Genomic DNA, 24,949 nt, shown 5'->3' on the forward strand with positions numbered 1-24,949 from the left:
ACATTCAAGTTAGGAATCTGCGTCGTTGCGGTGACTTGCCGTCGTTTGGCCATAGCGATGACGTCGGAACGCGCACGATCACCAGCGCCGTCATTCCGGGGCTCGCGAAGCGAGAAGCTCTGGCGCGCGCTTGCGTCCGGGAATGTCGAGAATCCGGGTTCGATACTGCGCATCGCCCGGAATCACGAGTCGTGGGATGGAGTGCCCCGCCCACTTGTCCGGCGCGATTTCCATGCTAGGCTGGCCGCACAGATGGGGATGGAGTCCCCCGACAACCGCCCGGCGGTCGGTGACCGTGATGGGCTGATGACTCCTGCTTGAGGTGGGGCAATTTTTGGGCCTCTGCCTTTGGCGGGAGCATGGATAAACCCGCCGATGGCGGGTTTTTTGTTGCCTGAAGACGAAGGCCGGGAGAGGGCGAGGACGTGAAGGCCAAGGGGAAGTCGAAGGGGAAATCCAAGGCGTGACGACGACGACACCGAATGCTGCGCGTGCCGGGCTGCCCAGAGGGATCTGGGTGCTCGGCTTCGTCTCGATGCTGATGGACGTCTCATCCGAGATGATCCACGCGCTGCTGCCGGTCTATCTCGTCACCGTGCTCGGCGCCTCGACGCTCACGGTCGGCTTCATCGAGGGAATTGCGGAGGCGACGGCCTCGATCACCAAGATCTTCTCCGGCGCGCTGTCGGACTGGCTCGGCCGCCGCAAGCTGCTTGCCGCGCTCGGCTATGGGCTGGCCGCCTTCACCAAACCGCTGTTCCCGCTCGCGCCCAGCGTCGAATGGCTGGTGGCCGCGCGCTTCATCGACCGGGTCGGCAAGGGCATCCGCGGCGCGCCGCGCGATGCGCTGATCGCCGATATCGCCCCCATCGGCCTGCGCGGCGCGAGCTTTGGCCTGCGCCAGTCGCTCGACACCATCGGCGCCTTCGTCGGACCGCTCGCGGCGATCGGCCTGATGTGGTGGACGGCGGACAATTTTGCCGCCGTGTTCTGGGTCGCCGTGCTGCCGGCCTTCTTGTCCTTCGGACTGATCGCCTTTGCCGTGAGCGAGCCGAAGCCGGACCAGAGTCGGGAACCTGCGAAGAATCCGCTCAATCTCGCCGCGATGCGGCAGCTTGGAGCGGTCTACTGGCGCGTCGTGGCGGTCGGCGTCGTCTTCACGCTCGCGCGCTTCAGCGAAGCCTTCCTGATCCTGCGCGCGCAGAACATCGGCCTCAATGCGATGTGGGTGCCGGGGGTGCTGGTGCTGATGAACATCGTCTACGCGCTGTCGGCCTATCCGGCCGGCGTGTTGTCGGACCGCATCAACCGGACCGGCCTGCTCGCGCTCGGCCTCATCTTCCTCTGCGGCGCCGACCTCGCACTCGCGCTGCTGCCGAACCTTGGCGGCCTGGCGCTCGGCGTCGCGTTGTGGGGGCTGCATATGGGATTGACGCAAGGCCTGCTCTCGGCCCTCGTCGCCGACGCCGCGCCGCCAAGCCTGCGCGGCACCGCATTCGGCTATTTCAACCTGTTCACGGGCCTGGCACTGCTGGCCGCGAGCGTGATCGCAGGTGCGCTGTGGGACGCCTATGGTCCGGCCGGCACGTTCCTGGCGGGGCTCGGCTTCGCGCTGGTGTCGCTCGTGGGGCTGTTCGCCGTCGGCAACGGACTGGCAGCGGAGGGCAAATGATGACGGGGAGCTGTTCGTCGTGTTGAGCGGGGTGCTTGCCATTATGATCGGCAGCGTGCTGGGCGGCTGTGCGCGCTATTTCATCTCCGGCGCGATCGCGCGGCGGCTGGGCGAGACGTTTCCGTGGGGCACCATGACCATCAACGTCACCGGCGCCTTCCTGATCGGCGTCTTTGGCGCGCTGGCAACCCATCCCGGCTCGATGTTCGCCTCGCCCAATCCATGGCTGTTCGCAGTGACCGGTTTCCTTGGCTGCTACACCACGGTGTCCTCGTTCAGCCTGCAAACGCTGACGCTCGCCCGCAACGGCGAGCCCATGCATGCGCTCGGCAACGTCGCCTGCTCGGTCGGACTGTGCCTCGCCGCCGTCAGCTGCGGCTTCCTCCTCGCTGACGGTCTTGGAGGGTAGAGGCCGATGAACGCTCCCTCCTCCGCCGAGCGCTGGCGCAGCGCGATGCTCTATGCCTGGGTTTCCGCCGGCAGCGTCGTCGGTGGCCTGACGCGCTATCTGGTCGGGCTCGCGCTCGATACCGGTCCAGGCTTTCCCTTCGCGACGCTGTTCATCAATGCCACCGGCTCGCTGATCATCGGCTTCTATGCGACGCTGACCGGCCCGGACGGCCGCATGCTGGCACGGCCCGAGCACCGGCAGTTCGTCATGACCGGGTTCTGCGGCGGCTACACCACCTTCTCGGCCTTCAGCCTGGAAACATTCCGCCTGGTCCATGGCGGCATGAAATACACCGCGCTGGCCTATGTCGCGTCCTCCGTCGTCTGCTGGCTGGTGTCGGTCTGGCTCGGCCATATGATGGCGAGCCGCTACAACCGCTTGAAAAGGAGCTGACCATGCAAATTCCCAATCAGGCTGTTTCGCTCCGCATCTTCATCGGCGAGAGCGACCATTTCGACGGCAAGCCGCTCTATGAAGCGATCGTGCTGAAGGCGCGCGAGCTGCACCTCGCCGGCGCCACCGTGCTGCGCGGACCGATGGGCTTCGGCAAGTCGAGCCGGCTGCACACCTCGAAAATCCTGCGGCTCTCGGAAGACCTGCCGCTGCTGATCGAGATCGTCGACAGCGAGGACAACATCAACGCATTCCTGCCCATCCTGGATGGCATGATGTCGAGCGGGCTGATCACCTTGGAGAAGGTGCAGGTCCTGCAATATGGTGAGAAAACCGCGAGCTGATCGCTCCGGCAGGGAACCCGAGCCCGCCGTGTCCAGGAGGCGGAATGAACGACGCCGTCACCAAGCCGAAAACCAGGACCAAGACCAAGGTCGAGCGGCCGAAGCTGCACAAGGTCATCCTGATCAACGACGACTATACGCCGCGCGAATTCGTCACGATGATCCTCAAGGCCGAGTTCCGCATGACGGAGGATCAGGCCTACAAGGTGATGATCACGGCGCACAAGCTGGGCGCCTGCGTGGTTGCCGTGTTCACCAAGGACGTCGCCGAGACCAAGGCTACGCGCGCCACCGACGCCGGCCGCGCCAAGGGCTATCCGCTGCTGTTCACGACCGAGCCGGAGGAATAACGGCGCCGTCTGCCCGCTTCGGGTCAATTTTACCGATCCGCACTACCGCAGGTTTAATCTCCTGTGTCACCACGGTGCGATGACAGTCGCACTGCGCAAACAGCTCGAACTCAAGCCGGCCCGCCACGAGACCTCGTTCGGTCCGTTCAAGCTCCTGCATGCGCTGCCCTGGCTGATCCTGGCGGCGGCGATGCGGGTGATCGCCTTCGGCGGCGGCGCAGTGGCGCTGCCAGCAATCATCATTTCCAGCGTTTCGGTGCTGCTTGCCTTCTTCGCGACGGCGCAACAGTCGATCGAGGCAGCCGGCGGCCAGTCCTCGCTCGGTACGCTGACGTTCGGCGAGCAGTTCAAGCTCTCCTTCTCGATCCTGTGGCGGATCACCCTCGTGATGATCGTAGCCGCGCTCAGCACCGCGGCGACCGGCCATGAGGCTTTCGCGCCTCATCTGATGGCGGGCCTTGACGGCATGGCGTTCGACCAGTTCACCCATCCGGGGCGCTTCTGGAGCGCATGGATTGCCGCCCTCGTGCTGCTCATGATCGTCCGCGCCGAGCGCGACGACGGCAAGATCGCATTGTTTGCCGCGATCGGCGAATTGGCGCGACGCGGGTTGTGGCTCGGCGGCGCCGTAATCGTGCTCGGCATCTTCAACATCGCCCTCGCCTATGGACAGGAAGCCGTGCGCAGCGCGATCTGGAATTTCTGGCAGACCTCATCGGCGACGCAGTTCACCAAGAACCTGATCTATTTCGTCTTCATCTTCAGCTTCGCCATGCTGCGGCTGTGGATCACCTTGAGGGTCCTGACCTTCGGCCTGAAGCAGTCCTATGTGCGCGAAAGCTAACGCCGACGGCGCCATCCGCTAGGCCATCACCACCGGCGTTTCTTCGGCCAATCCATACACGCGCTGCGCCTTGGAAAATCCCGCGATCGGAAATTCGCCGAGCTCGTGCCAGTCGTGGCGGCAGACATTGGCAAAGCCTTCCGAGGCCACGACGGTCCGTCCCAGCCGACCCGTGATCTTCTCAAGCCTCGCGGCAAGGTTGACGGCAGGACCGATGCAGGTGAAGTCGAGGCGGTTGCCGCCGCCGATATTGCCGTAGAGGATGTTGCCGACGTGGAGCGCGACGCCGAAGCGGAAGCGTTCGACGATGTCGCCGACCGGAAAGGCGAGCGCCTCGACGCTGGCGCGGGATTCGCGCGCAGCCTCCAGCACGCGCGCGCAGACATGCGCGGCATCGCCGACATACTCGTCGATCGGGAACACCGCGAGCAGCCCGTCGCCCATGAACTTCAGTACCTCGCCGCCATGGCCCCGGATCGCGGTGACCTGGCAGTCGAAATATTGGTTGAGGATCTCGACCACGGTCTCGGCCGGCAGCCGGTCCGACAACGCAGTGAAGCCGCGCAGATCCGAGAGCCAGATCGCGGCCTGCATGGTGTCGTTGTGGCCGCGGCGGATCTGGCCGCCGAGGATGCGCGCGCCGGCGCGGTTGCCGACATAGGTGTCGAGCAGCATCTCGGCGGTACGGCGCAGGCTGACGATCTCGCTGACGCGTGCCAGCGGCGCCATCATGGCCCGGATCGCCGCGACGTCGTCATCGCTGAAGCCGCCGGGGTGACGGGTGGTCCAGCTCGTCGCGTGGATCGAGCCGTCGAGATAGGGCATCGGCATCGCGAGGTAGTCGGTCACGCCTTCGGCGCGCATGTCGTCGAGGAACGGAAACCGCTTGCTGTCCGGGTCGTCCATCCGCCCCCGGACCTCCTGCCCCTTCTCGAACACGATCCGAAGCGGGCTCCTGGCGAATTCGGGAGTATCAAGAATCTCGAAATCGACGGTGCCGATTTCGACCTCCTGGCCCTCCCGCCAGATGAAGTTGCGGCCGAAGATTTCGGGATGCAGCGTGCGGATGAAGATGCCGAACCGCCACAGCGGCAGGCCAGCCTCGACCAGATGTTCGCAGACGTCGGCGATCATCTGGGCCGGAGTTCCCGACGACCTCGCGCCGTCGATCAGCCAGTTGGTGATGCGCTGGAGCTCGGAACTTTCCATGAGCGCATTTGCCGACGACGTTGTAGCGCCGTCAAGCTGCGCGGTGGGCTAGTACCGCGACACTACGCTTCATCCGCGGTGTGCTCACGTCTCCCCAGCGGGGAGAGGTGAAGAACTCAGCGTCCCACCTGCCCGCGGTCTCGGATGAAGTGATCCGCCAGCACGCAGGCCATCATGGCTTCGCCGACGGGGACGGCACGGATGCCGACGCAGGGGTCGTGGCGGCCCTTGGTCATGATCTCAGTGTCGGCGCCGGCGCGATCGACGGTGAGACGCGGCTGGAGGATCGAGGAGGTCGGCTTCACGGCAAAACGCACCACCACCGGCTGTCCGGTGGAGATGCCGCCGAGAACGCCGCCGGCATGGTTGGACAAGAAGCGCGTGCCGTCATTGCCGGTGCGCATCTCGTCGGCGTTCTCTTCGCCGGTGAGCTCGGCCGCGCCAAAGCCGGCACCGATCTCGACGCCCTTCACGGCATTGATGGTCATCATCGCACCCGCCAGATCGGAATCGAGCTTGGCGTAGATCGGCGCACCGAGGCCCGCCGGCACGCCTTCGGCGACGATCTCGAGCACCGCGCCGATCGAGGAGCCGCTCTTGCGGATGCCGTCGAGATAGGTTTCGAAGAACGCGGCCTTGTCCTTGTCCGGACAGAAGAACGGATTCCTGGCGACCTCGTCCCAGTCCCACTTCTCGCGATCGATCTTGTGCGGGCCCATCTGCACCAGCGCACCGCGCACCTTGACGTCGGGCAGCACCTTTCGCGCGATGGCACCGGCGGCAACCCGCGTCGCGGTCTCGCGCGCCGAGGAGCGCCCGCCGCCGCGATAGTCGCGCAGGCCGTATTTGGCCTCATAGGTGAAGTCGGCGTGACCGGGCCGAAACTTGTCCTTGATCTCGGAATAGTCCTTGGAGCGCTGGTCGGTGTTCTCGATCAGGAGCCCGATCGGCGTGCCCGTCGTCACCTGCACGCCGGTCTCCGGATGCGCCATCACCCCGGACAGGATCTTCACCTGATCCGGCTCCTGGCGCTGGGTGGTGAAGCGCGACTGGCCGGGCCGGCGGCGGTCGAGATCGCCCTGGATGTCGGCCTCGGTGAGCGGGATCATCGGCGGGCAGCCGTCGACCACGCAGCCGATCGCCACCCCATGGCTCTCGCCGAAGGTGGTGACGCGGAACATGTGGCCGAAGGTGTTGAAGGACATGCGCGGACGCCGACCTATGTTGGCAAATGACATTGCGGTGGTAGCGCGCGAGGCAGAACCGGTCAAACGGTGTTCCCGTCATTCCGGGATGGCCCGAAGGACCAGACCCGGAATCTCGAGATTCCGGGTTTGGTGCTGCGCACCGCCCCGGAATGACGAAAACTCGGCTTAACTATACTTCTCCAGCCGCCCGTCCCGGAACACGTAAACGGCGCCCTGCTCGATATAGAGCTCGGCGGCGCTGGCCGGCGTCTCGATACCGAGCGAAACCATCAGGGCCCGACAGGTCCCGCCATGGGCAACCGCGACGGTGTCGGTCCGGAGCTGATCGTACCAGGCCCGCACGCGGACCTGCACATCGGCGTAGGTCTCCCCGCCTGCGGGGCCCACCGTCCATTTGTCGGCGAGGCGCCTGGCGTAGATTTCGGGATCGGCGGCCTCGCTCTCGGCCAGCGTCAGTCCCTCCCAGACGCCGTAGCCGATCTCGCGCAGGCGATCGTCGAGCGAATAATCTGCCACGGGCAATTCGAGCTTGCCGCGCGCAAGTTCCATGGTCATGCGCGCGCGGCCGAGCGGACTCGACACATAGGGCAGCGCCGCCTTGTCGCGGCCGTCGCGCTTGAACAGATCGGCGAGAATGCCGCCGGCCTGCATGGCCTGGCTGCGTCCGCGCGCGTTCAGCGGAACGTCCTTGGTCCCCTGAAGCCGCCCGAGCGCATTCCACTCGGTCTCACCGTGGCGAAGATAGTAGATCGTGAGCACGGGCATTGCAGGTAAGAGTTAGTCCTTCCCGCCGAGCGAAATGTCCGGCGCGTCCGGGCGCTTCATGCCGAGCACGTGGTAACCGGAATCGACGTGATGCACCTCGCCGGTGACGCCGCGCGAGAGGTCGGAGAGCAAATACAGCGCGCTGCCGCCGACGTCCTCGGTGGAGACGTTGCGCCGCAACGGCGCGTTGTGCTCGTTCCACTTCAGGATATAGCGGAAGTCGCCGATTCCGGAGGCCGCGAGCGTCTTGATCGGCCCGGCCGAGATCGCGTTGACGCGGATGTTCTTCTCGCCGAGGTCGGCGGCGAGATAGCGCACGCTTGCCTCCAGCGCCGCCTTCGCCACGCCCATCACGTTGTAATGCGGCATCCACTTCTCGGCGCCGTAATAGGAGAGCGTGATGAGCGAGCCGCCGTCGGTCATCAGCTTCTCGGCGCGCTGTGCGACGGCGGTGAACGAGTAGCAGGAGATCAGCATCGACTTGGAAAAGTTCTCCTGCGTGGTGTCGACGTAGCGGCCGTCGAGCTGCTCGCCATAGGCGATCGCGTGCACCAGGAAGTCGATCTTGCCCCACTTCTCCTTCAGCACCGCGAAGGCGGCGTCGATGGTCGCAGCGTCCGTGACGTCGCAATGGCCGAGCACGAGTCCGCCGATCTCGGCGGCGAGCGGCTCGACGCGCTTCTTGAGCGCATCGCCCTGGTAGGTGAAGGCGAGCTCGGCGCCGGCTGCGTGGCATGCCTTGGCGATGCCCCAGGCGATCGAGCGGTTGTTGGCAACGCCGAGGACCACCCCACGCTTGCCTTGCATCAGACCTGAATTCTGCGCCATTTTTGAACGTCCCGTCGAGCTCTCGTTGAGGTCTGGAGGTACACCAGCCCTCCTTCGCGGTACAGTCCTAATACGCGGCGTTAACGCTGTTTCGGGCGCCGGAATAGCTGTTCCGTTCGGGTGTTATGATGAGTAAGGCGCTCGCGCCGAACACCAGGACGTCAAGACGGCTATGAGTGCGTTTCGCCAGAGTGTGGAAGCGATGATCCCGGCGTTGCGCCGCTACGCCCGCGCGCTCACGCGCGATGCGGATGCGGCCGACGATCTGGTGCAGGATACGTTGGTGCGCGCACTGCGTTCGGAGCGCCTGTTTCTCGGAGGCGACGTCAGGAGCTGGCTGTATACGATCCTGACCAACCTCAACAAGAACCGGCGGCGCTCGCTGGCAAGGCGGCCGCAATTCATGCAGCTGACGGAGAACAACCCGGATGCCAGCGGGACCGAAGCCGAGGGACGCGACATCGAGAAGGCGCTGGCAACGCTGGTCGAGGAGCAGCGCTCGGTGCTGCTCCTGGTGATGCTGGAGGGCATGAGCTACCGCGAGGTCGCCGACATCCAGGGCGTGCCGATCGGCACCGTGATGTCGCGCCTGGCACGGGCCCGCGCCCACGTTAAAGCCTCGCTGGAGGGTGAGCGCCCGGCGCTCAGGCGGGTGAAGTGATGGCAGGATTGATGCATCGCGTAATGTCCGTCCGCAGTCTGCCGATGAGACGAGGGAAGTTGAGTCACGAAGGATATTTTGGGCCGCAGAGCCAGAGACGATCGATATGAACGACCGCAATATTCCGATCACCGAAGACGAGCTGCACGCCCATGTCGATGGCGAGCTGCCGGCCGAGCGCCGCGCCGACGTCGAGGCCTGGCTTGCCGCCCATCCTGACGATGCCGAGCGGGTGCAGTCCTGGCGCGCCATGGCCGAGATGCTGCACGCCCGCTACGATTCCGTCGCCCAGGAGCCGGTCCCGGCGCGGCTGGAGCTCGAACGGCTGGAGCGCCGCCCCCGGCAATGGCTCTATGGCGCCGCCGCGGCTGTGCTGGTTGCCTTCGTCGCCGGCGGCACCGCCGGCTGGGTCGCACATGGCGCCGCCAGCGCCCCCTCGACCTTCCAGAGCTTCACGGCGGACGCGCTCGACGCCCACCGCCTCTATGTCGTCGAGGTCCGCCACCCCGTCGAGGTCGGCGGCAACGAGCGCGACCATCTCCAGGCCTGGCTGACCAGGCGCTGCGGCTGGACCGTGTTCGCGCCGAACCTGGAGGCGAGCGGGCTGAAGCTGGTCGGCGGCCGACTTTTGCCGGGGCCGAACGGCCCGGCGTCGTTCCTGATGTATGAGGGCGCCTCGGGCGAGCGGTACACGATCTACACCGCCAAGACCGAGAATGGTGCAACGCAGATGCGGTACGCCAGGACGGACAAGGATGGCGCGCTGTTCTGGGCCGAGCGCGGCGTCGGCTACGTCGTCAGCGGCGGCGGCGATCGCGACCGGCTGACCAAGGTGGCGCAGGCCGTGTACGATCAGGCAGAGAAAAACGGCACCTAGACAACCGCACAAGCGCGGTGCCTCGATTCCGTCATTGAAAATTTGGAATCAAGACATCGGCGCGTCTCATTATCGCACCGGATGATCACGCGAAAATGAGCAGCGTTCGATCCGCCGATCGACGCGGGCGGCCTCGATTGGGGTTTTTGGTACCGCGCTGGTCCCCCTCTCGAGGCCGCACCTTTTTATCGACTGCCCCGCCGGACAGCCGACACGTCGAGCATATGAGCCGAGAAGCGCGATCGCGCCTCAGGCGTATGATGAGCATCATCTCCAGGGAGGATGCTCCAGACCTTATGAGAACCCCTTCAGTTCCGATCTCGCCCTAACCAAGCCCGCTACGTGGATTGTAGGGGTGTTGGTCCCGCCACTTCTCCATCAATGCCTCAAGCTCGGCGTCGTTCCCGTCCGGTAGCATAATCCTGACGGTGACGAAGAGATCCCCGGTTCCGCCCGCTTTCGGCAGACCCTTGCCCTTCAGCCGGAAGGTGCGGCCGCTGGAGGTGTTCTTGGGAACCGAGAGTTCGACCGCATTCCCAAGGGTCGGCACGCGGACCTTGCTGCCGAGCACGGCCTCGTAGAGCGTGACCGGCAGGTCGATCCGCAGATCCGTGCCCTCGACCTTGAAATACGGGTGCGGTGCAATGCCGATGGTGATCAGGAGATCGCCCGGCGGGTGGCCCTGGGCGCTCTCGCCCTGACCGCGCAGCCGGATCTGCTGGCCCTCGGTGACGCCGGCCGGAATCTTGACGTTGAGCTCCTTGCCCGTCGGCAGCCGGACGCGCTTCTCGCCGCCCTTGACCGACTCCTCCAGCGAGACGGACATGGCAACATTCACGTCGAGATCGAGCCCGATCCCGCCAGTGTCGAATTCGAACTGCCCGGCGCCGCCGGCACCGGGCCGCGCGCCGCGCACCCCGCCGCCGAACATGCTGTTGAGGATGTCCTCGAACGCGCCGCCGCCCTGACCCGGGCCGCCGCCGGAGCGGAACGTATAGCTCTCGAACCCGCCGGGACCCGCGCGGCCGCGCGGCCCGCCGCCGCCCGGAAAACCCTGGAAGCGCGGCTTGCCGTCGGCGTCGATCTCGCCGCGGTCGAACTGCTTGCGCTTGTCCTCGTCGCCGAGGATCTCGTTGGCCGAATTGAGTTCGGCGAAGCGCTCGGCGGCCTTCGGGTCGTCCTTGTTGCTGTCGGGATGGTGCTTCTTGGCAAGCTTGCGATAGGCGCTCTTGATCGCGGCAGCGTTGGCGCTCCGCGGCACCCCCAAGACCTCATAGGGGTCGCGCATCCGTCACGTCTCCTTCAAAGAAATCGAATTGTTCAAAGGGCTCCCCGCCCCACCTGCGAACCATGTGGGGAGAGAGTGGCATTTTTGCAACTAGGATTGCCGGCCGAATCCTAGCTCCGCCACGGCTTTAGCGTATGAATCTCCCAACGGCCACGGCTGCTTTGGCAGCCGGCGCCCTGGAGCCAGCTTTCGGTATTGCCGTTGACGTAGCTCGCGAGGAAATCGCGGCACCTGCGGCCGTCCTCGGCGGCATAGGATTGCGCGATCGGCGTCACCGAGCCGCGCGCCCCGGTCTCCGGATTCTCCCAGTGCTGGCTGGAATCCTTGTCGCCCTTGCTCAGCACGTCGGAAGCGGCGTTGCGGGCGAAGGCAAGATCGGTCTCGGTCGGTGCCGCGTCCTTCGCCGGCCGCACGATCGAGCCGGTGAGGTCGCTGTCGTCGGCCTTGGCATAGGCGCTGGTGTCATTGCGGGAAAAGCTGCAACCGCCGGAGCCGAAGCCGATCAGGATCACCGTCATGACAAAGCCGGACGGCCGGATCGCCGATAGGCCAACGCGTCCCCATGCCCTATATAGGGCGGTAGCGGACAACAACGCGTTTTGGGCCGCGGAACGCAACTCGGACTCCAGACATGACCGACACGACCTCGATGAAACACCAGACACCCTTAACATCCGGTGATTTCACCGCCGCCGACGAGCCATTTGCGCTGTTCGAGGCCTGGCTGAACGAGGCGATCAAGAGCGAGCCGAACGATCCGAATGCCATGGCGCTCGCAACTGTCGACCCGGACGGCCTGCCGGACGTGCGCATGGTGCTGATGAAGGGCTTCGATACCGAGGGTTTTGTCTTCTACAGCCACATCGCGAGCCAGAAGGGCCGTGAACTCGCCGCAAATCCTAAGGCAGCGTTACTTTTTCACTGGAAGTCGCTGCGCCGTCAGGTCCGCATCCGCGGCAACGTGACGCCGGTGACCGACGCCGAGGCCGACGCCTATTTCGCCACCCGTCCCAAGCAGGCGCAGATCGGCGCCTGGGCGAGCAAGCAGTCCGAGGCGCTGGAGAGCCGCTTCGCCTTCGAACAGGCCATCGCAAAGGTCGCGGCCAAATACGTCATCAGCGAGGTGCCGCGGCCGCCGGGCTGGAGCGGCTGGCGCATCACGCCGGTCCGCATCGAGTTCTGGCACGATCGCCCATTCCGTCTGCACGACCGCATCGAATTTCGTCGTGACGCCGCGGGCCAGAAGTGGTCCAAGACGCGGATGTACCCTTAGGCCCCGACCTGAAAGACCTTCATGCCGCATTCGTCAAACGCACCGCGACGCACGCTGCTCCTGACCGGAGCGAGCCGCGGTATCGGCCATGCCACCGTGATCCGTTTCTCCTCGGCGGGCTGGCGCGTCATCACCTGCTCGCGGCATCCCTTCCCGGAGGACTGCCCCTGGGATGCGGGCCCTGAGGACCACATCCAGGTCGACCTCGCCGACCCCAAGGACACCACCCGCGCGATCTCCGACATCCGCAACCGCCTCGAGGGCGGCATGCTGCATGCGCTGGTCAACAACGCCGCGATCTCGCCGAAGGGCCCCGGCGGCTCCCGGCTCGGTTCGGTCGACACCGACCTCGATACCTGGACGCATGTCTTCCACGTCAACTTCTTCGCGCCGATCATGATGGCGCGCGGGCTGATCGAGGAGTTGAAGGCGGCCAGGGGGTCGGTCGTGAACGTCACCTCGATCGCGGGCTCGCGCGTGCATCCCTTCGCAGGCGCGGCCTATGCCACCTCCAAGGCCGCGCTCGCATCCCTGACGCGCGAGATGGCCTCCGACTTCGGCCGCATCGGCGTCCGCGTCAACGCGATCGCGCCGGGCGAGATCGACACCTCGATCCTTTCACCCGGCACCGAGAAGATCGTGGAGCAGCAGATCCCGATGCACCGGCTCGGCACGCCCGACGAGGTCGCCAAGATCGTCTACGTGCTGTGCACGGAGACCTCGTCCTACGTCAACGGCGCCGAGATCCACATCAACGGCGGCCAGCACGTCTAGGCCATCCTTTATCCTTCGTGATTGCGAACGCAGCGAAGCGAAGACAGCCTCCGCAGAGACGGTCTGGATTGCTTCGTCGCACCAGCGCAAAATTGCTTCGCAATTTTGTCGCGGGCTCCTCGCAATGACGGAATTGGAAACAGTACCAAGGGAAGCAAGGCGATCCAGACAAAGCCGCCGCAAGACCTGGATCGCCCTTACCTTCCGTTCCTCAATCGAGTCGAATCCGACGTGACCTCTCGCGTGGCCGTGGCGTGGCCGTGCTGAATGCAGTCGAGCAGTCGTCGTCGTTCTCACCATCGAGCAGCGGAGCACCACAGTGCCGGCACATGCGTGCCGACATCGACGACGCCTTGCCGTTCGCCAGCGCCTGACGATAGTTCGCCAGATCGATGACGTTGCGGGGCGACGTTATGTGTTTTTCAACCATGGCTGTTCCTCGCGGCTACGCACTGTTTATCGCAGACAAGTTTCGCGCAAACGTTCAGCTCACCGCTCAAATTTTACCGGAGGAATTGGGGCGGCAGGCACGCATCACCGCACGGCCGCAATCCCGCTCTATTCTGCGACACCAACCACCATGTCTCTACGAACGGCGTAAGGTCTCGGTAGGTATCAGAGCCACTTCTTCCACTTGAAGATCCAGTACGGGACGATGGCCGCGATCAGCATCAGCACCAGTGCCATCGGATAGCCGTGCACCCATTCGAGTTCCGGCATCGCCTTGAAGTTCATGCCGTAGATCGAGGCGATCAGCGTCGGCGGCATCAGGACAACAGCCATGACCGAGAACAGCTTGATGATGTTGTTCTGCTCGAGATTGACGACGCCGAGCATGGCGTCGAGCACGAAGGTGATCTTGCTGGAAAGATAAGAGGCGTGGTCGGTCAGCGAGGAGACGTCCCGCTGCATGGTCTTGAGCTGCTCGCGCATGTCCTTGGACCATTTCACGCCCTCCACCACCGCCGAAAGGAAGGCGACGACGCGGCCGATCGACACCAGGCTCTCGCGAACCTTGGAGGTGAGATCGCCCTTGCGGCCGATCGAGATCAGGATCTGGGAATATTGCTTGGCATGGCCGTGACGCTCGCTCTCGGGCTCGAAGATGTCGTGCGAGACCTGGTCGATTTCGGCACCGCAGCGCTCCAGGATGTCGGCGCAGCGGTCGATCACGGCGTCCAGCAGTTCCATCAGCACCATCTCGCCGGTGATCGCCGGCGTGCAGGAGCGGGCGAGCTTGGCCTCGACCAGGGCGAACGGCTTCGGCAGGTCGTAGCGCACCGTCACCAGGCGGTGGTCGCCGAGAATGAAGGTCACCGCCGTGGTCCGGGGCATGTCGGTATCGGAGTGGCACATCAGCGTCGCGGTCATGTAGCGCGCGCCGTTCTCGATATAGAGGCGGCTCGAGATCTCGATCTCCTGCATGTCCTCCCGGGTCGGGATGGCGATGCCTGCCAGCCGCTCCACCGCCTTGTCCTCGACCGCACTCGGCGTGAAGAGGTCGATCCAGACCGCGTTCTCCGGCAGCGCCGTGAGATCCTCGACGACAGCCTTCTTGAGGGAGGACTCGGAGGGGACAAACACCGAAAACATGAACAACTCCGGAGAACCTGCGACAGAATGACAGCCCTTAGCGCGATTCTGACAAGTTCATCATGACAAACACATTAACGGAGCGTTTGCATTTGTGGCGGCGCCGTGGCCCAACCGTGGCACGGAATCGACAGTCCGGCACGCTTTGCCCCAAAACCCCCTCAAAGCCGAAAAACTTGCGGCAAAAAAGCCACAGCTGAGGTCTCGCAGCGCGGGAAAAGGCCTTGAGTGCTGGAATTGTGGCAGATTTCAACGATAATGGGATTAACGGAGTCGAGGAACTTGGGCGCTAAGCTCAGGCTTTCCCGTGCGGTATTGTTTTGATTGGAACCAAATCATGTCGTCGCTGAAAGTTAAGTTGGGGATTTTGGCCGCCGGCCTGATGCTGTCGGGCTGCATGCAGGCCACGCATTTCGAGGCGACCGACACCAAGGCCTTCAAGCCGAAGGATAAGGAACTGCTCGCCAAGGTCCGGTACGAGAATACCCCGGTCGCGGAGCCGTTCCGGCGCGCCATCGTCGAGTACCACCGCAAGGAGTCGCCCGGCTCGATCGTGGTCGATTCCGACAACCACTACCTCTATTACGTGCTGGATGGCGGCAAGGCGATCCGTTACGGCATCACCGTCGGCGAAGAAGCCATGGCCTGGTCGGGCATCGCCAAGGTCGGCAGCATGACCGAGTGGCCGGCCTGGCATCCGACCCCGGGCGAGATTTCGCGCCTGGGCGTGCCGACCTATGTTGCGCCCGGTCCGGACAATCCGATGGGTTCCCGCGCGATGTATCTCTACTCGGGTGGCAAGGACACGCTGTTCCGCATTCATGGCACCAACCAGCCGGAATATATCGGCGCCTCGATCTCGTCGGGCTGCATCCGCCTGACCAACGAGGACGCGATCGACCTCTATAACCGGGTCAAGGTCGGCACCATCGTCGTGGTGCTCGAGCCGAAGCACGGCGACTCGCCCTACAATTCGCGCCTTGCGCTCCAGGGCGGCGGTTCCAATTCTTCCTACTAAATCGGCCTTTCCCGAGGCTTTTCAAAAGCGCCGGTTTTACCGGCGCTTTTTTGTTGCGGGCTTGCGCGGCGGGACCTTGTCGCCGCCGGCCGCCGACTTGTCCGCAGGCGCGGGGGATTTCTCCGCCGCTTCGTCATCAGCTCCATCCTTTGCCTCAGGCTTGGACGCGACCTCGCGCGGCGGCGCCTCCTCGGGCCGTTCCGCCGGCAGCAGCGGAGCGATCTGCGGCAGGGGATCCCAGACGTTCCACTGGCAGATCCGGTAGTCGTTGCGCCGCTGCGCCAGGTCGAGATGGATATGGTCCTCGTGGTACCAGTCCGAGCCCGGGCCGAGCACGGTGGAAAAGCGCGCGCACACCGAATGCAGCACCCGCTCGCGCACGTCACGCGACATGGTGCGATCGGTGAGGCCAATCGACTGCCCGTTGGCGAGCTTGATGGCGCGGACGTCGAGGGCGTTGGCCTTGCCGTGCTCGGACAGCATCGCGCCGGCGATACGGTTGCGGCCGCGGCACTCGAAGCTATCGAAATTGTCGAGATCGGCGATGGTCGAGCCGAGGCTGGTGGCCAGTGGCACCATGTCCTTGCGCACCCAGTCGGCGATCGCAGACGCCATGGTGCAGCGGAGGATCGCCGCCGGCTTGACCGCTACCTTGCGCTTGTCCGGCAGCACGATGGCCTCCAGCCGCACCAGATCCTCGCCGCCGCAGCCGCCAGGGCCGCGGATATCCGGAATGGAGGGTGCAATCGCGATCTCCTCGGTCAGCGCGAGCCGGCAGGCCGAGACCTGCTTCTCGGGCGGCGGCGCGGCCTCGGCCGGCTTGTCCGGCGAAGGCTTGCCGTCGGCCTCCGGTGCGGCCTCGTCCGGTGCTTTGGGGGCTTCCTCGGGGCGTGGCTTCGGTAGCGGGATCTTGGCGGAATGGACCGTCGCGCGCGGCCGTGGTGTACCAAAGCCAAAGATATCGAGCGGCGCAGCATATTTTCGCGCCTCCGCCCGATCCGCGAGCACAAGCGTCAGCCCCAGCGCGGCGGTAACCATTGCCGCGCCGGCGGACATATAGCCGCGACAAGACCATTTGCGGCGAAAGTCCGGCAGGCTAAAACTCATGACAATTCTTTGGCCCAACGCTGAGAGCGATAACGCGTCCAGCGACTTCTCGGAGGAACGTCGGAATGCTTGGTTTGATGCAAGACTGGCCCCTGCTCTGCCACCGGATCATCGAACACGCCGCCAGGATTCATGGCAAGCAGGAGGTCGTCACGCGATCGGTCGAGGGACCGATCCATCGCACCACCTACGCCGAGATCCACAAGCGGGCGCTCAAGGTCTCGCAGATGCTGGAGCACGACGGCATCAAGCTCGGCGACCGCGTCGCAACGATCGCCTGGAACACCTGGCGCCATCTCGAGGTGTGGTACGGCATCATGGGAATCGGCGCCATCTGCCATACCGTCAATCCCCGCCTTTTCCCCGAGCAGATCGCCTGGATCATCAACCATGCGCAGGACCGCATCGTGATGGCCGACATCACCTTCGTTCCGATCCTGGAGAAGATCGCCGACAAGCTGCCAAGCGTGGAGCGCTACGTCGTGCTGACCGACAAGGCGCATATGCCTCAGACCACGCTGAAGAATGTGATCGCCTACGAGGACTGGATTGCGCAGGCTGACGGCAAATTCAAATGGAAGGACTTTGACGAGAACACGGCGGCGGCGATGTGCTACACATCAGGCACCACGGGCGATCCGAAGGGTGTGCTGTATTCGCATCGCTCCAACGTGCTGCACGCGCTGATGGCCAACAACGTCGATGCGCTCGGCACCAGCGCCTCCGAGACGATGCTGCCGGTGGTGCCGCTGTTCCACGCCAACAGCTGGGGCATCGCCTTCTCCGCGCCCTCGCAGGGCACCAAGCTGGTCATGCCCGGCGCCAAGCTCGACGGCGCCTCGGTCTATGAATTGCTCTCGACCGAGAAGGTGACGCACACCGCGGGTGTGCCCACGGTGTGGCTGATGCTGCTCCAGCACATGGCCGCCAACAATCTGAAGCTGCCTGAGCTGAAGATGGTGATCTGCGGCGGCTCGGCGATGCCGCGCTCGATGATCAAGGCCTTCCTCGACATGGGCTCGAACGTCCGCCACGCCTGGGGCATGACCGAGATGAGCCCGATCGGCAGCGTCGCGGCGCTGAAGCCGCCGTTCCAGAACGCGACCGGCGATGCGCGGCTCGACGTGCTCCAGATGCAGGGCTATGCGCCCTTCGCCGTCGAGATGAAGATCACCGACGATGCCGGCAAGGAGCTGCCTTGGGACGGCAAGACTTTCGGCCGCCTCAAGGTCTCCGGCCCCGCCGTCGCCAAGGCCTATTACCGGATCGATAGCAACATCCTCGACGAGGACGGCTTCTTCGACACCGGCGACGTCTCGACCATCGACGAGGACGGCTACATGCGGATCACCGACCGCTCCAAGGACGTGATCAAGTCCGGCGGCGAGTGGATCTCCTCGATCGACCTCGAAAACCTCGCGATCGGCCATCCGGCCGTGGCGGAGGCCGCCGTGATCGGCGTGTTCCACCCCAAATGGGACGAACGGCCGCTGCTGATCGTTCAGCTCAAGCAGGGCCAGCAGGCCAGCCGCGAGGAAATCCTGAAGTACATGGACGGCAAGATCGCCAAATGGTGGATGCCCGACGACGTCGCTTTCGTCGACGGCATCCCGCACACCGCCACCGGCAAGATCCTGAAGACCGCGCTGCGCGACCAGTTCAAGGATTACCGCTTCCCGAACGCGGCGGCGTAGGACTTACACGTCATGCCGGGGCGATGCCAAACGGCATCGACCCCGGAATCTCGAGATTCCGGGGTCGCCCTTCGGGCGCCCCGGAATGACGGGCAGTAGCAACCGGTCTCCCTTGAATTTGCCGCCGGGGCGTGGTCTCAACGCCCCTATCGTCGCGCCAAATCGGCCGGCACCGCCCCCAAAATCCCGGCAGAGCTCACCCGATGGCCCGCAGGTTTTCCGCTCCCTACCAGTCGGAGCCCGTGTCCAGCCTCGCCAGCTGGGCGCGCAATCTGGCCGTGTTCGCGGTGGTGGCGGTGGCGGTGTCGATCATCGTCGTCCGGTTCGGCTTTCTGGAGCCGAAGCCTGCGCTCGTCACCTTCTTCGGCGGCCTCGCCATCGCCGCGCTCTCGATCCTGTTCGGCCTCGCCGGCTTCGCCGCGATCTGGCAGAACGGCTCGCGCGGCATGGCGCGCATCCTGCTCGCCTTCCTGATCGACGGCATGATCCTCGCCTACCCCGCCTATCTCGGCCTGCAATACCGCAAGCTGCCGGCGATCCACGACGTCACCACCGACCCGATCGACCCGCCCCGCTTCGACGCGCTAGCGCGCCTGCGCGCCGGTGAAGGCGCCAATACCGCGGTTTATGCCGGCCTCTATTCGGCCGAGCAGCAGCGCCATTTCTATCCCGATATCGAGCCGATCGAACTCGAGATCCCGGTCGACCGCGCCTATGCGATCGCGCTGCAGCTCGTCAACAAGCGCAAATGGCTCGTCATCGACGAGCGCGCGCCGCAGCCGCCGCGCCGCATCGGCCGCATCGAGGCGGTGGCGCGCACGCCGATCATGGGCTTGCGCGAGGACATTTCCATCAGGGTCGTGCCCGACGGCGACGATTCCCGCGTCGATATCCGTTCCGCCTCGCGCTATTTCGAAAGCGACCTCGGCAGCAACGCCGCGCGCGTCAAGAAATTCATCGACGATCTCAACACCGCCGCCGATGCGGACGCGCTGAAGCCGGTGAAGAAGACCCCGGTGGCGCCGCCGAAGGCGCCGGCGAAGACGGTGAAGAAGTGACGCGCTAGCGTCATTCCGGGGCGGTGCGCAGGACCGAGCCCGGAATCCATTCATCCACCAATGCTGCGGCCCGATGGATTCCAGGTTCGCGCTGACGCGCGCCCCGGAATGACGAGCTAAGCCATCCGGTACGTCCCGCCAATCACGGGATCGCCATCCGTTGCCACCACGCCGCGGGCGACCAGATCTTCCAGATGCGCCAGCACGGAATAGCCGGCAGCCGTCGTCAGCCGTGGATCGATGCCGATATAGATCGCGCGCACCATGGTCGGGATGTCGGCCTCGCCCTTGGCGAGGCGATGCAGGATCGAGGCTTCGCGCGCCTTGCGGTGGCGGATCAGGAAGCGCACGAAGCGCGGGCCGTCCGGTATCTCGGGGCCGTGGCCCGAGAAATAGAGATCCTCCTCGCGGGCGGCCAAGCGGTCGAGCGATTCCATGTAGTCGATCATCGAGCCGTCGGGCGGCGCAACGATCGAGGTCGACCAGCCCATCACGTGGTCGCCGACGAAGTTGTATTTTCGCTCGGGCCAGGCGAAGGCGAGATGGTTGGCGGTATGGCCCGGCGTCGCCACCGCTTCGAGGCGCCAGCCCGCGCCCTCGACGACGTCGCCATGGGCGATCCTGGTATCGGGCGCGAAATCGCGATCGACGCCGGATTCCGGATTGTGCTTCTCGCTCTCGAAGCGCGGGCGCGAGGCGCGGTGCGGGCCCTCGGCATAAACGGGCGCACCGGTCGCCTGCTTGATCCGCGCCGTGTTCGGCGAATGGTCGCGGTGGGTGTGGGTAACGAAGATATGGCTCACCGTCTCGCCGCGCACGGCATCGAGCAACGCCGCCGCATGCGCCGCATCGTCCGGACCGGGATCGATGATCGCGACGTTGCCCGTGCCGACGATGTAGCTGACCGTACCGGTGAAGGTGAACGGGCTCGGATTGTTACAGAGCACGCGCCGCACGCCGGGGCGGATTTCCTCGACGACGCCGGCTTTGAGTGGAAAGTTGCGGTTGAACGGGACGTCGTCGTTGTCGGACATGGCTTGCTCACACCTTGCTGACTTCGTCATGCCCGGCCTTGTGCCGGGCATCCACGTTCTTCTCACCGGCTAGAACGTGGATGGCCGGGACAAGCCCGGCCATGACGCAATCGGAGAGTTCTATCGTCTCACACGCTCACCGCGCGGCGGCTCAGAAAAACGCCTGAATGCCCGTGATGGCGCGGCCCAGGATCAGGGCGTGGACGTCGTGGGTGCCCTCGTAGGTGTTGACCGTCTCGAGGTTATGGACGTGGCGCATCACGTGGTACTCGATCGAGATGCCGTTGCCGCCGTGCATGTCGCGCGCGACGCGGGCGATGTCGAGCGCCTTGCCGCAATTGTTGCGCTTCATGATCGAGATCATCTCGGGGGCGAACTTGCCCTCGTCCATCAGGCGGCCGACGCGCAACGAGCCCTGCAGGCCCAGCGCAATCTCGGTCTCCATGTCGGCGAGCTTCTTCTGCACGAGCTGGGTCGCGGCCAGCGGCTTGCCGAACTGCTTGCGGTCGAGCGTGTACTGACGGGCGCGGTGCATGCAGTCCTCGGCCGCGCCGAGCGCACCCCAGGAAATGCCGTAGCGGGCGCGGTTGAGGCAGCCGAACGGGCCCTTGAGGCCGGAGACATTGGGCAGCAGCGCGTCTTCCGGAACCACGACGCCGTCCATCACGACTTCGCCGGTGATGGAGGCGCGCAAGCTGAGCTTGCCGCCGATCTTCGGCGCGGAGAGGCCCTTCATGCCCTTCTCCAGCACGAAGCCCCGGATCTGGTTGTCGTGCGCGGCCGACTTGGCCCAGACCACGAACACGTCGGCGATCGGCGCGTTCGAGATCCACATCTTGCTGCCGGTCAGGCGATAGCCGTCCGAGACCTTCTCGGCGCGGGTCTTCATGCCGGCCGGGTCGGAGCCGGCGTCCGGCTCGGTCAGGCCGAAGCAGCCGACCCACTCGCCGCTGGCGAGCTTCGGCAGGTACTTCTTGCGCTGGTTCTCGTCGCCATAGGCGTAGATCGGGTACATCACCAGCGAGGACTGCACCGAGTTCATCGAGCGATAGCCGGAATCGACCCGCTCGATCTCGCGCGCGACCAGGCCGTAGGCGACGTAGCTCGCATTGGCGCAGCCATACTCCTCCGGCAGCGTGATGCCGATCAGGCCGAGTTCGCCCATCTCGTTGAAGATCTCGCGATCCGTCGTCTCTTCGAGATAGGCCTTGGCGACGCGCGGCAGCAGCTTGTCCTGGGCGTAGGCACGCGCGGTGTCGCGCACCATGCGCTCGTCTTCGGTAAGCTGCTCGTCGAGCAGGAACGGATCGTCCCACTGGAAAGAAGCCGCAGCCGGCTTGTCCTTGGCCTGAGGGCGCACGCTCATGAAACGTCCTTTCGCGTCTGGTTCCGTCAAGAATTGCCCGACAAAGTAAAGCGCCGCGGCAACAAGTGCAATTGCATCCTGGTTTCGGTCATTCCGGGGCGCGCAATGGCGCGAGCCCGGAAACAACGCCGTCAGATTTCGAGCTGCTCGTTGGCGAGGATCTCGATGCCGAAGCCGGACAGGCCCTTGTAGTCGTGCACCGAGGAAGTGAGATGCCGGATCGAGGTGACGCCGAGATCGCGCAGGATCTGCGCGCCGACGCCCACTTCGCGCCACTGGCGGTTGCGGTCGGCCTCCGTCGACGACTCGTCCTGCAGCGGCGACACGGGGACACCGGCCGCACCGTCGCGCAGATAAACCAGCACGCCACGGCCGGATTTCTTGAAATGCTCGAGCACGGCCGCCATGCGCTTGTGGCCGGTGAAGGTGTCCTTGACGATGTTCGGCTTGTGGAAGCGCGTCAGCACGTTCTTGCCGTCGCCGACGCCGTTGTAGACGAAGGCGACGTGGGCGATGGAATCGAACGGCGAGCGGTAGGCATAGCCCTGCAAGGGGCCGATCGGGCTCTCGGTGACGAAGGTCGCGACCCGCTCGATCAGCTTCTCGCGCGCCTGGCGGTAGGCGATCATGTCCGCGATGGTGACGTGCTTCAGCTTGTGCTGGGCGGCGAACCGGGCGACCTGCTCGCCCTTCATCACGCTGCCGTCGTCGTTCATCAACTCGCTGATGACGCCGACCGGCGGCAGGCCGGAGAGCTTGCAGAGGTCGACCGCGGCCTCGGTATGGCCTGAGCGCAAGAGCACGCCGCCATCCTTGGCGATCAGCGGAAAGATGTGGCCGGGACGGGCGAAATCGTTGGCGCCGACATTGGGATTGGACAGCGCGCGGCAGCACGAGGCGCGCTCGTCGGCGGAGATGCCGGTGCCACCGTCGGGCTTGTAGTCGATCGAGACCGTGAACGCGGTGGTGTGCGCGGAATCGTTGTGGGCCACCATGGGATCGAGCCGCAGGCGGCGCGCGTCCTCCGTGGTCACGGGCGCGCAGACGATGCCGGAGGTGTGGCGGATGATGAACGCCATCTTCTCGGCGGTACAGAGCGAGGCGGCGACGATCAGATCGCCCTCGCCCTCGCGATCCTCGTCGTCGGTGACGACGACGAGCTCGCCCCGGGCAAAGGCCTGCAAGACTTCCTGGACGGTATCGGGCATTTCCCAATCTCTATCGGTTATGGGCCGGAGGCTTAGCCGGACGCCTTAGCCGGACTTGGCCCCAAGCGCTAGTGTCCTGGACGCAACCGCATATGCCTGATGGCGGGCAGGGCGGCGGCTTTCAGGCTTGCACCGAAGATACCAGGAATATAGGCGCACAAAGCCCGGGAGGAAGACGGCCGGACGCCGTCAGGGCAGCACCTCTCGCCGCTCGCCAAGCCGCAGGTCGAGCTCGGCGCGCTTGTCCGCGAGCAGGCCGGCCTGGGCGGCCTCGATCACGGTAAACAGCTCGTGGGCGTCGCTGAGCCGGGTCACGGAGACGTAGCTGGCGCCGGCCTCGTAGAGCTCGCCGACATCGGCCAGCAGATCGGCGGTCGCAACGATCAGAGCGGTGGGGTTCAGCGCGCGGACATGGCGGACCAGCTTCTCGTTGGTGGCGCCCTTCAGCAGCGAATCCGGCACGCTGAGGATGATCATCTCGGATTTGCCGATACCGGCATGGAGCAACGTATCGACATTGCTGATGTCGCCATAGATCACGTGCAGGCCGCGTGAAAGCAGGGTCTGGTACACATTGGGGTTGAAATCGACTACGGTGATCTGCTCGAGCAGCACCGGCGTCTGCCGTTCGATCTCGGCCAGCAGCGCGCTCGCCGCGCGGAAAAAGCCGAGGATGACGATGCGGCGGGCCTCGCCGTGGCCGCCCTCGTGGCCCTCCTCGGCATGGCCGTTGCCGTGATCGAGATCGCGCAGGCCGATCCGCTTCAACGGGCCGATCGCCCAGCGGGTGATCTTGTCGCTGCGGGTCATCACGAAGGTCGAGAGCACGGCCAGCACCACGAAGGCGAAGGAGGCCGCGTTCGCCGTTTCGGCGGCGATGTGGTTGTCGCTGACGCCGGTCTGGATCACCACCAGCGAGAATTCCGATATCTGGGCGAGGTTGAGGGCCGGCAACAGGCTGGCACGCAGCCCCTGCTTCATCAGGTAGAGCGGCGTGAATGTCGTGACGAGCCGGCTCACCACCGTGAACGCCGCGATCATCAAGGCAAGCCCGATCACGGAGAGGCCGGGCACGGGAATGGTCATGCCGAGCGCGACGAAGAACAGCGTGATGAAGAAGTCGCGCAGCGTGGTGACCTTGGCGGTGACGTCGAGCGCATAGGGAAAGGTCGAGAGCGAGACGCCGGCGATCAGGGCGCCCATCTCGCGCGACAGCGACAGCCGCTCCGCAGTCTCGGCGACGAGAAAGCACCAGGCGAGCGCGCCGAGCAGGATCAGTTCGGGCCGGCGGGCGATCTGGTGGAACAGGCGCGGCAGCACATAGCGGCTGATCAGCAGCGCGGCGGCGACCAGCACCGCAACGCGGCCGATCGAGAGCAGGATGACACTCACTTGCAGATTGGCAAGACTCGGCTGCACCGCCAGGAACAGGATGGCGAAGATGTCCTGGAGCACCAGCACGCCGAGCGTGATGCGGCCGGGCAGCGTGTCGAGCTCGCGCTTCTCGTAGAGCACCTTGACGATGATGACGGTGCTCGACAGCGCGCAGGCGATACAGAGATAGACCGCATCGAAATGGCCGCCGCCGAGCGACAGGCCGATGCCGGCGAAGAACAGGACCCCGAGCAGGCAGCCGCCGAGCAGCTGGCCGCCCGCCGCGAACAGGATCACCCTTCCCGCCCGCACGATCTTCTTCAGGTCGATCTCCAGGCCGATCATGAACAGCATGAAGATCAGGCCGAGCTCGGAGATGACGCTGATCGATTCCTGCGACTTGACCCAGCCGGCACCGAATGGACCTATGCAGAAGCCGGCGATAAGGTAGGCCAGGATCAGCGGCTGCCGGGAGAAATGGGCGAGCAGGCCCAGCATCCAGGCAAACAGGATACAGAGAGTGATGTCGCGAATGAGCTCGTGCATGCCAAATTGGTCCG

General features: G+C 65.0%; 26 protein-coding genes and 1 riboswitch. Of the genes, 13 read left to right on the plus strand and 13 right to left on the minus strand.

The window, feature by feature from the left end:
* The first annotated feature begins 245 nt into the window (after positions 1–245).
* Positions 246–323: riboswitch (Fluoride riboswitch) on the plus strand.
* A 140-nt stretch (positions 324–463) separates the two neighbouring features.
* The 6 genes from BM118_RS25650 to BM118_RS25675 all read left to right on the plus strand — a co-directional run bounded on the left by BM118_RS25650 (position 464) and on the right by BM118_RS25675 (position 4,054).
* Positions 464–1,672 carry an MFS transporter gene (locus BM118_RS25650; RefSeq protein ID WP_092188500.1) on the plus strand — a complete coding sequence of 403 codons (1,209 nt, stop codon included), beginning with the start codon at positions 464–466 and terminating at the stop codon, positions 1,670–1,672.
* A 19-nt stretch (positions 1,673–1,691) separates the two neighbouring features.
* Positions 1,692–2,081, plus strand: a complete 390-nt coding sequence (crcB, locus tag BM118_RS25655) for a fluoride efflux transporter CrcB (protein ID WP_092188502.1) — start codon at positions 1,692–1,694, stop codon at positions 2,079–2,081.
* A 6-nt stretch (positions 2,082–2,087) separates the two neighbouring features.
* On the plus strand, positions 2,088–2,516 hold the full coding sequence (crcB, locus tag BM118_RS25660; protein WP_092188504.1) for a fluoride efflux transporter CrcB: 429 nt from the start codon (positions 2,088–2,090) through the stop codon (positions 2,514–2,516).
* A 2-nt stretch (positions 2,517–2,518) separates the two neighbouring features.
* On the plus strand, positions 2,519–2,860 hold the full coding sequence (locus tag BM118_RS25665; RefSeq protein ID WP_092188506.1) for a DUF190 domain-containing protein: 342 nt from the start codon (positions 2,519–2,521) through the stop codon (positions 2,858–2,860).
* 44 nt (positions 2,861–2,904) lie between these two features.
* Positions 2,905–3,210, plus strand: coding sequence for an ATP-dependent Clp protease adapter ClpS (gene clpS, locus BM118_RS25670; RefSeq protein ID WP_092188508.1), 306 nt, complete (start codon positions 2,905–2,907; stop codon positions 3,208–3,210).
* 79 nt (positions 3,211–3,289) lie between these two features.
* Complete coding sequence (locus tag BM118_RS25675) at positions 3,290–4,054, plus strand: hypothetical protein (protein ID WP_177234678.1); 765 nt, start codon at positions 3,290–3,292, stop codon at positions 4,052–4,054.
* An 18-nt stretch (positions 4,055–4,072) separates the two neighbouring features.
* Here the strand turns inward: BM118_RS25675 and BM118_RS25680 are convergent, their stop codons facing one another.
* From BM118_RS25680 to fabI, 4 genes are all read right to left on the minus strand, one after another.
* On the minus strand, positions 4,073–5,263 hold the full coding sequence (locus BM118_RS25680) for an adenylate/guanylate cyclase domain-containing protein (protein ID WP_092188510.1): 1,191 nt from the start codon (positions 5,261–5,263) through the stop codon (positions 4,073–4,075).
* Between the two features lie 116 nt (positions 5,264–5,379).
* Positions 5,380–6,468: a chorismate synthase gene (gene aroC, locus BM118_RS25685; protein ID WP_092188512.1), complete on the minus strand. Its 1,089-nt coding sequence runs from the start codon at positions 6,466–6,468 to the stop codon at positions 5,380–5,382.
* A gap of 168 nt (positions 6,469–6,636) precedes the next feature.
* Positions 6,637–7,236: a histidine phosphatase family protein gene (locus tag BM118_RS25690; protein ID WP_092188515.1), complete on the minus strand. Its 600-nt coding sequence runs from the start codon at positions 7,234–7,236 to the stop codon at positions 6,637–6,639.
* A 12-nt stretch (positions 7,237–7,248) separates the two neighbouring features.
* Positions 7,249–8,064, minus strand: a complete 816-nt coding sequence (fabI, locus tag BM118_RS25695) for an enoyl-ACP reductase FabI (protein WP_092188517.1) — start codon at positions 8,062–8,064, stop codon at positions 7,249–7,251.
* Positions 8,065–8,236: 172 nt separating this feature from the next.
* On the opposite strand from fabI, the gene BM118_RS25700 reads away from it, so the two are divergent.
* Together BM118_RS25700 and BM118_RS25705 are read left to right on the plus strand one after the other, a co-directional pair.
* Entirely contained in the window at positions 8,237–8,725 is a 489-nt protein-coding gene (locus BM118_RS25700; RefSeq protein WP_011085414.1) for a sigma-70 family RNA polymerase sigma factor, read from the plus strand.
* 106 nt (positions 8,726–8,831) lie between these two features.
* Positions 8,832–9,602 carry an anti-sigma factor family protein gene (locus BM118_RS25705; RefSeq protein WP_092188519.1) on the plus strand — a complete coding sequence of 257 codons (771 nt, stop codon included), beginning with the start codon at positions 8,832–8,834 and terminating at the stop codon, positions 9,600–9,602.
* Between the two features lie 325 nt (positions 9,603–9,927).
* On the opposite strand, the gene BM118_RS25710 is transcribed toward BM118_RS25705, so the two are convergent.
* Both BM118_RS25710 and BM118_RS25715 read right to left on the minus strand, forming a co-directional pair.
* Entirely contained in the window at positions 9,928–10,890 is a 963-nt protein-coding gene (locus tag BM118_RS25710; RefSeq protein WP_092188521.1) for a DnaJ C-terminal domain-containing protein, read from the minus strand.
* Positions 10,891–11,000: 110 nt separating this feature from the next.
* A complete protein-coding gene (locus tag BM118_RS25715; protein ID WP_177234679.1) occupies positions 11,001–11,408 on the minus strand; it encodes an RT0821/Lpp0805 family surface protein in 408 nt (135 codons plus the stop codon).
* Between the two features lie 113 nt (positions 11,409–11,521).
* On the opposite strand from BM118_RS25715, the gene pdxH reads away from it, so the two are divergent.
* Both pdxH and BM118_RS25725 read left to right on the plus strand, forming a co-directional pair.
* Positions 11,522–12,163, plus strand: coding sequence for a pyridoxamine 5'-phosphate oxidase (gene pdxH, locus BM118_RS25720; protein WP_092188524.1), 642 nt, complete (start codon positions 11,522–11,524; stop codon positions 12,161–12,163).
* Positions 12,164–12,184: 21 nt separating this feature from the next.
* Positions 12,185–12,937 (plus strand): SDR family NAD(P)-dependent oxidoreductase, encoded by a 753-nt coding sequence (locus BM118_RS25725; protein WP_092188526.1) that lies wholly within the window; start codon positions 12,185–12,187, stop codon positions 12,935–12,937.
* A gap of 211 nt (positions 12,938–13,148) precedes the next feature.
* On the opposite strand, the gene BM118_RS25730 is transcribed toward BM118_RS25725, so the two are convergent.
* Positions 13,149–13,367 carry a hypothetical protein gene (locus BM118_RS25730; protein ID WP_074077209.1) on the minus strand — a complete coding sequence of 73 codons (219 nt, stop codon included), beginning with the start codon at positions 13,365–13,367 and terminating at the stop codon, positions 13,149–13,151.
* A 185-nt stretch (positions 13,368–13,552) separates the two neighbouring features.
* The gene (locus tag BM118_RS25735) at positions 13,553–14,530 is read right to left on the minus strand and encodes a magnesium transporter CorA family protein (RefSeq protein ID WP_092188528.1); all 978 of its coding nucleotides are present in this window, start codon (positions 14,528–14,530) and stop codon (positions 13,553–13,555) included.
* Positions 14,531–14,867: 337 nt separating this feature from the next.
* Here BM118_RS25735 and BM118_RS25740 point away from each other — a divergent pair, with 337 nt between their 5' ends.
* Positions 14,868–15,548 (plus strand): L,D-transpeptidase, encoded by a 681-nt coding sequence (locus BM118_RS25740; protein ID WP_092188530.1) that lies wholly within the window; start codon positions 14,868–14,870, stop codon positions 15,546–15,548.
* A gap of 36 nt (positions 15,549–15,584) precedes the next feature.
* Here the strand turns inward: BM118_RS25740 and BM118_RS25745 are convergent, their stop codons facing one another.
* Positions 15,585–16,655, minus strand: coding sequence for an extensin family protein (locus BM118_RS25745; RefSeq protein WP_092188532.1), 1,071 nt, complete (start codon positions 16,653–16,655; stop codon positions 15,585–15,587).
* A 65-nt stretch (positions 16,656–16,720) separates the two neighbouring features.
* On the opposite strand from BM118_RS25745, the gene BM118_RS25750 reads away from it, so the two are divergent.
* Together BM118_RS25750 and BM118_RS25755 are read left to right on the plus strand one after the other, a co-directional pair.
* Positions 16,721–18,349 carry a fatty-acid--CoA ligase gene (locus BM118_RS25750; protein ID WP_092188534.1) on the plus strand — a complete coding sequence of 543 codons (1,629 nt, stop codon included), beginning with the start codon at positions 16,721–16,723 and terminating at the stop codon, positions 18,347–18,349.
* Positions 18,350–18,552: 203 nt separating this feature from the next.
* Positions 18,553–19,407: a DUF1499 domain-containing protein gene (locus BM118_RS25755; protein ID WP_092188536.1), complete on the plus strand. Its 855-nt coding sequence runs from the start codon at positions 18,553–18,555 to the stop codon at positions 19,405–19,407.
* 116 nt (positions 19,408–19,523) lie between these two features.
* Here BM118_RS25755 and BM118_RS25760 read toward each other — a convergent pair whose 3' ends face one another.
* The 4 genes from BM118_RS25760 to BM118_RS25775 form a co-directional block, all read right to left on the minus strand.
* Positions 19,524–20,441 (minus strand): MBL fold metallo-hydrolase, encoded by a 918-nt coding sequence (locus BM118_RS25760; RefSeq protein WP_092188538.1) that lies wholly within the window; start codon positions 20,439–20,441, stop codon positions 19,524–19,526.
* 151 nt (positions 20,442–20,592) lie between these two features.
* On the minus strand, positions 20,593–21,807 hold the full coding sequence (locus BM118_RS25765) for an acyl-CoA dehydrogenase (RefSeq protein WP_092188540.1): 1,215 nt from the start codon (positions 21,805–21,807) through the stop codon (positions 20,593–20,595).
* 131 nt (positions 21,808–21,938) lie between these two features.
* Positions 21,939–23,015 carry a 3,4-dihydroxy-2-butanone-4-phosphate synthase gene (gene ribB, locus BM118_RS25770; protein WP_092188542.1) on the minus strand — a complete coding sequence of 359 codons (1,077 nt, stop codon included), beginning with the start codon at positions 23,013–23,015 and terminating at the stop codon, positions 21,939–21,941.
* Positions 23,016–23,204: 189 nt separating this feature from the next.
* Entirely contained in the window at positions 23,205–24,935 is a 1,731-nt protein-coding gene (locus BM118_RS25775) for a cation:proton antiporter (RefSeq protein ID WP_092188544.1), read from the minus strand.
* Positions 24,936–24,949: the final 14 nt, after the last annotated feature.

It is taken from the genome of Bradyrhizobium sp. cf659 (assembly GCF_900113725.1).
Taxonomy (GTDB): domain Bacteria; phylum Pseudomonadota; class Alphaproteobacteria; order Rhizobiales; family Xanthobacteraceae; genus Bradyrhizobium.

Excerpts from the sequence above, each read along its gene's own strand:
- BM118_RS25680 (WP_092188510.1), bottom strand. The coding sequence starts at position 5,263 with ATGGAAAGTTCCGAGCTCCAGCGCATCACCAACTGGCTGATCGACGGC.
- aroC (WP_092188512.1), bottom strand. The coding sequence starts at position 6,468 with ATGTCCTTCAACACCTTCGGCCACATGTTCCGCGTCACCACCTTCGGC.
- BM118_RS25675 (WP_177234678.1), top strand. The coding sequence starts at position 3,290 with ATGACAGTCGCACTGCGCAAACAGCTCGAACTCAAGCCGGCCCGCCAC.
- BM118_RS25755 (WP_092188536.1), top strand. The coding sequence starts at position 18,553 with ATGGCCCGCAGGTTTTCCGCTCCCTACCAGTCGGAGCCCGTGTCCAGC.
- BM118_RS25725 (WP_092188526.1), top strand. The coding sequence starts at position 12,185 with ATGCCGCATTCGTCAAACGCACCGCGACGCACGCTGCTCCTGACCGGA.
- BM118_RS25745 (WP_092188532.1), bottom strand. The coding sequence starts at position 16,655 with ATGAGTTTTAGCCTGCCGGACTTTCGCCGCAAATGGTCTTGTCGCGGC.
- BM118_RS25740 (WP_092188530.1), top strand. The coding sequence starts at position 14,868 with ATGTCGTCGCTGAAAGTTAAGTTGGGGATTTTGGCCGCCGGCCTGATG.
- BM118_RS25705 (WP_092188519.1), top strand. The coding sequence starts at position 8,832 with ATGAACGACCGCAATATTCCGATCACCGAAGACGAGCTGCACGCCCAT.
- BM118_RS25710 (WP_092188521.1), bottom strand. The coding sequence starts at position 10,890 with ATGCGCGACCCCTATGAGGTCTTGGGGGTGCCGCGGAGCGCCAACGCT.
- clpS (WP_092188508.1), top strand. The coding sequence starts at position 2,905 with ATGAACGACGCCGTCACCAAGCCGAAAACCAGGACCAAGACCAAGGTC.
- BM118_RS25775 (WP_092188544.1), bottom strand. The coding sequence starts at position 24,935 with ATGCACGAGCTCATTCGCGACATCACTCTCTGTATCCTGTTTGCCTGG.
- BM118_RS25750 (WP_092188534.1), top strand. The coding sequence starts at position 16,721 with ATGCTTGGTTTGATGCAAGACTGGCCCCTGCTCTGCCACCGGATCATC.
- fabI (WP_092188517.1), bottom strand. The coding sequence starts at position 8,064 with ATGGCGCAGAATTCAGGTCTGATGCAAGGCAAGCGTGGGGTGGTCCTC.
- ribB (WP_092188542.1), bottom strand. The coding sequence starts at position 23,015 with ATGCCCGATACCGTCCAGGAAGTCTTGCAGGCCTTTGCCCGGGGCGAG.
- BM118_RS25730 (WP_074077209.1), bottom strand. The coding sequence starts at position 13,367 with ATGGTTGAAAAACACATAACGTCGCCCCGCAACGTCATCGATCTGGCG.
- crcB (WP_092188504.1), top strand. The coding sequence starts at position 2,088 with ATGAACGCTCCCTCCTCCGCCGAGCGCTGGCGCAGCGCGATGCTCTAT.
- BM118_RS25665 (WP_092188506.1), top strand. The coding sequence starts at position 2,519 with ATGCAAATTCCCAATCAGGCTGTTTCGCTCCGCATCTTCATCGGCGAG.
- BM118_RS25765 (WP_092188540.1), bottom strand. The coding sequence starts at position 21,807 with ATGAGCGTGCGCCCTCAGGCCAAGGACAAGCCGGCTGCGGCTTCTTTC.
- BM118_RS25715 (WP_177234679.1), bottom strand. The coding sequence starts at position 11,408 with ATGACGGTGATCCTGATCGGCTTCGGCTCCGGCGGTTGCAGCTTTTCC.
- pdxH (WP_092188524.1), top strand. The coding sequence starts at position 11,522 with ATGACCGACACGACCTCGATGAAACACCAGACACCCTTAACATCCGGT.
- BM118_RS25735 (WP_092188528.1), bottom strand. The coding sequence starts at position 14,530 with ATGTTTTCGGTGTTTGTCCCCTCCGAGTCCTCCCTCAAGAAGGCTGTC.
- BM118_RS25760 (WP_092188538.1), bottom strand. The coding sequence starts at position 20,441 with ATGTCCGACAACGACGACGTCCCGTTCAACCGCAACTTTCCACTCAAA.
- BM118_RS25700 (WP_011085414.1), top strand. The coding sequence starts at position 8,237 with ATGAGTGCGTTTCGCCAGAGTGTGGAAGCGATGATCCCGGCGTTGCGC.
- BM118_RS25690 (WP_092188515.1), bottom strand. The coding sequence starts at position 7,236 with ATGCCCGTGCTCACGATCTACTATCTTCGCCACGGTGAGACCGAGTGG.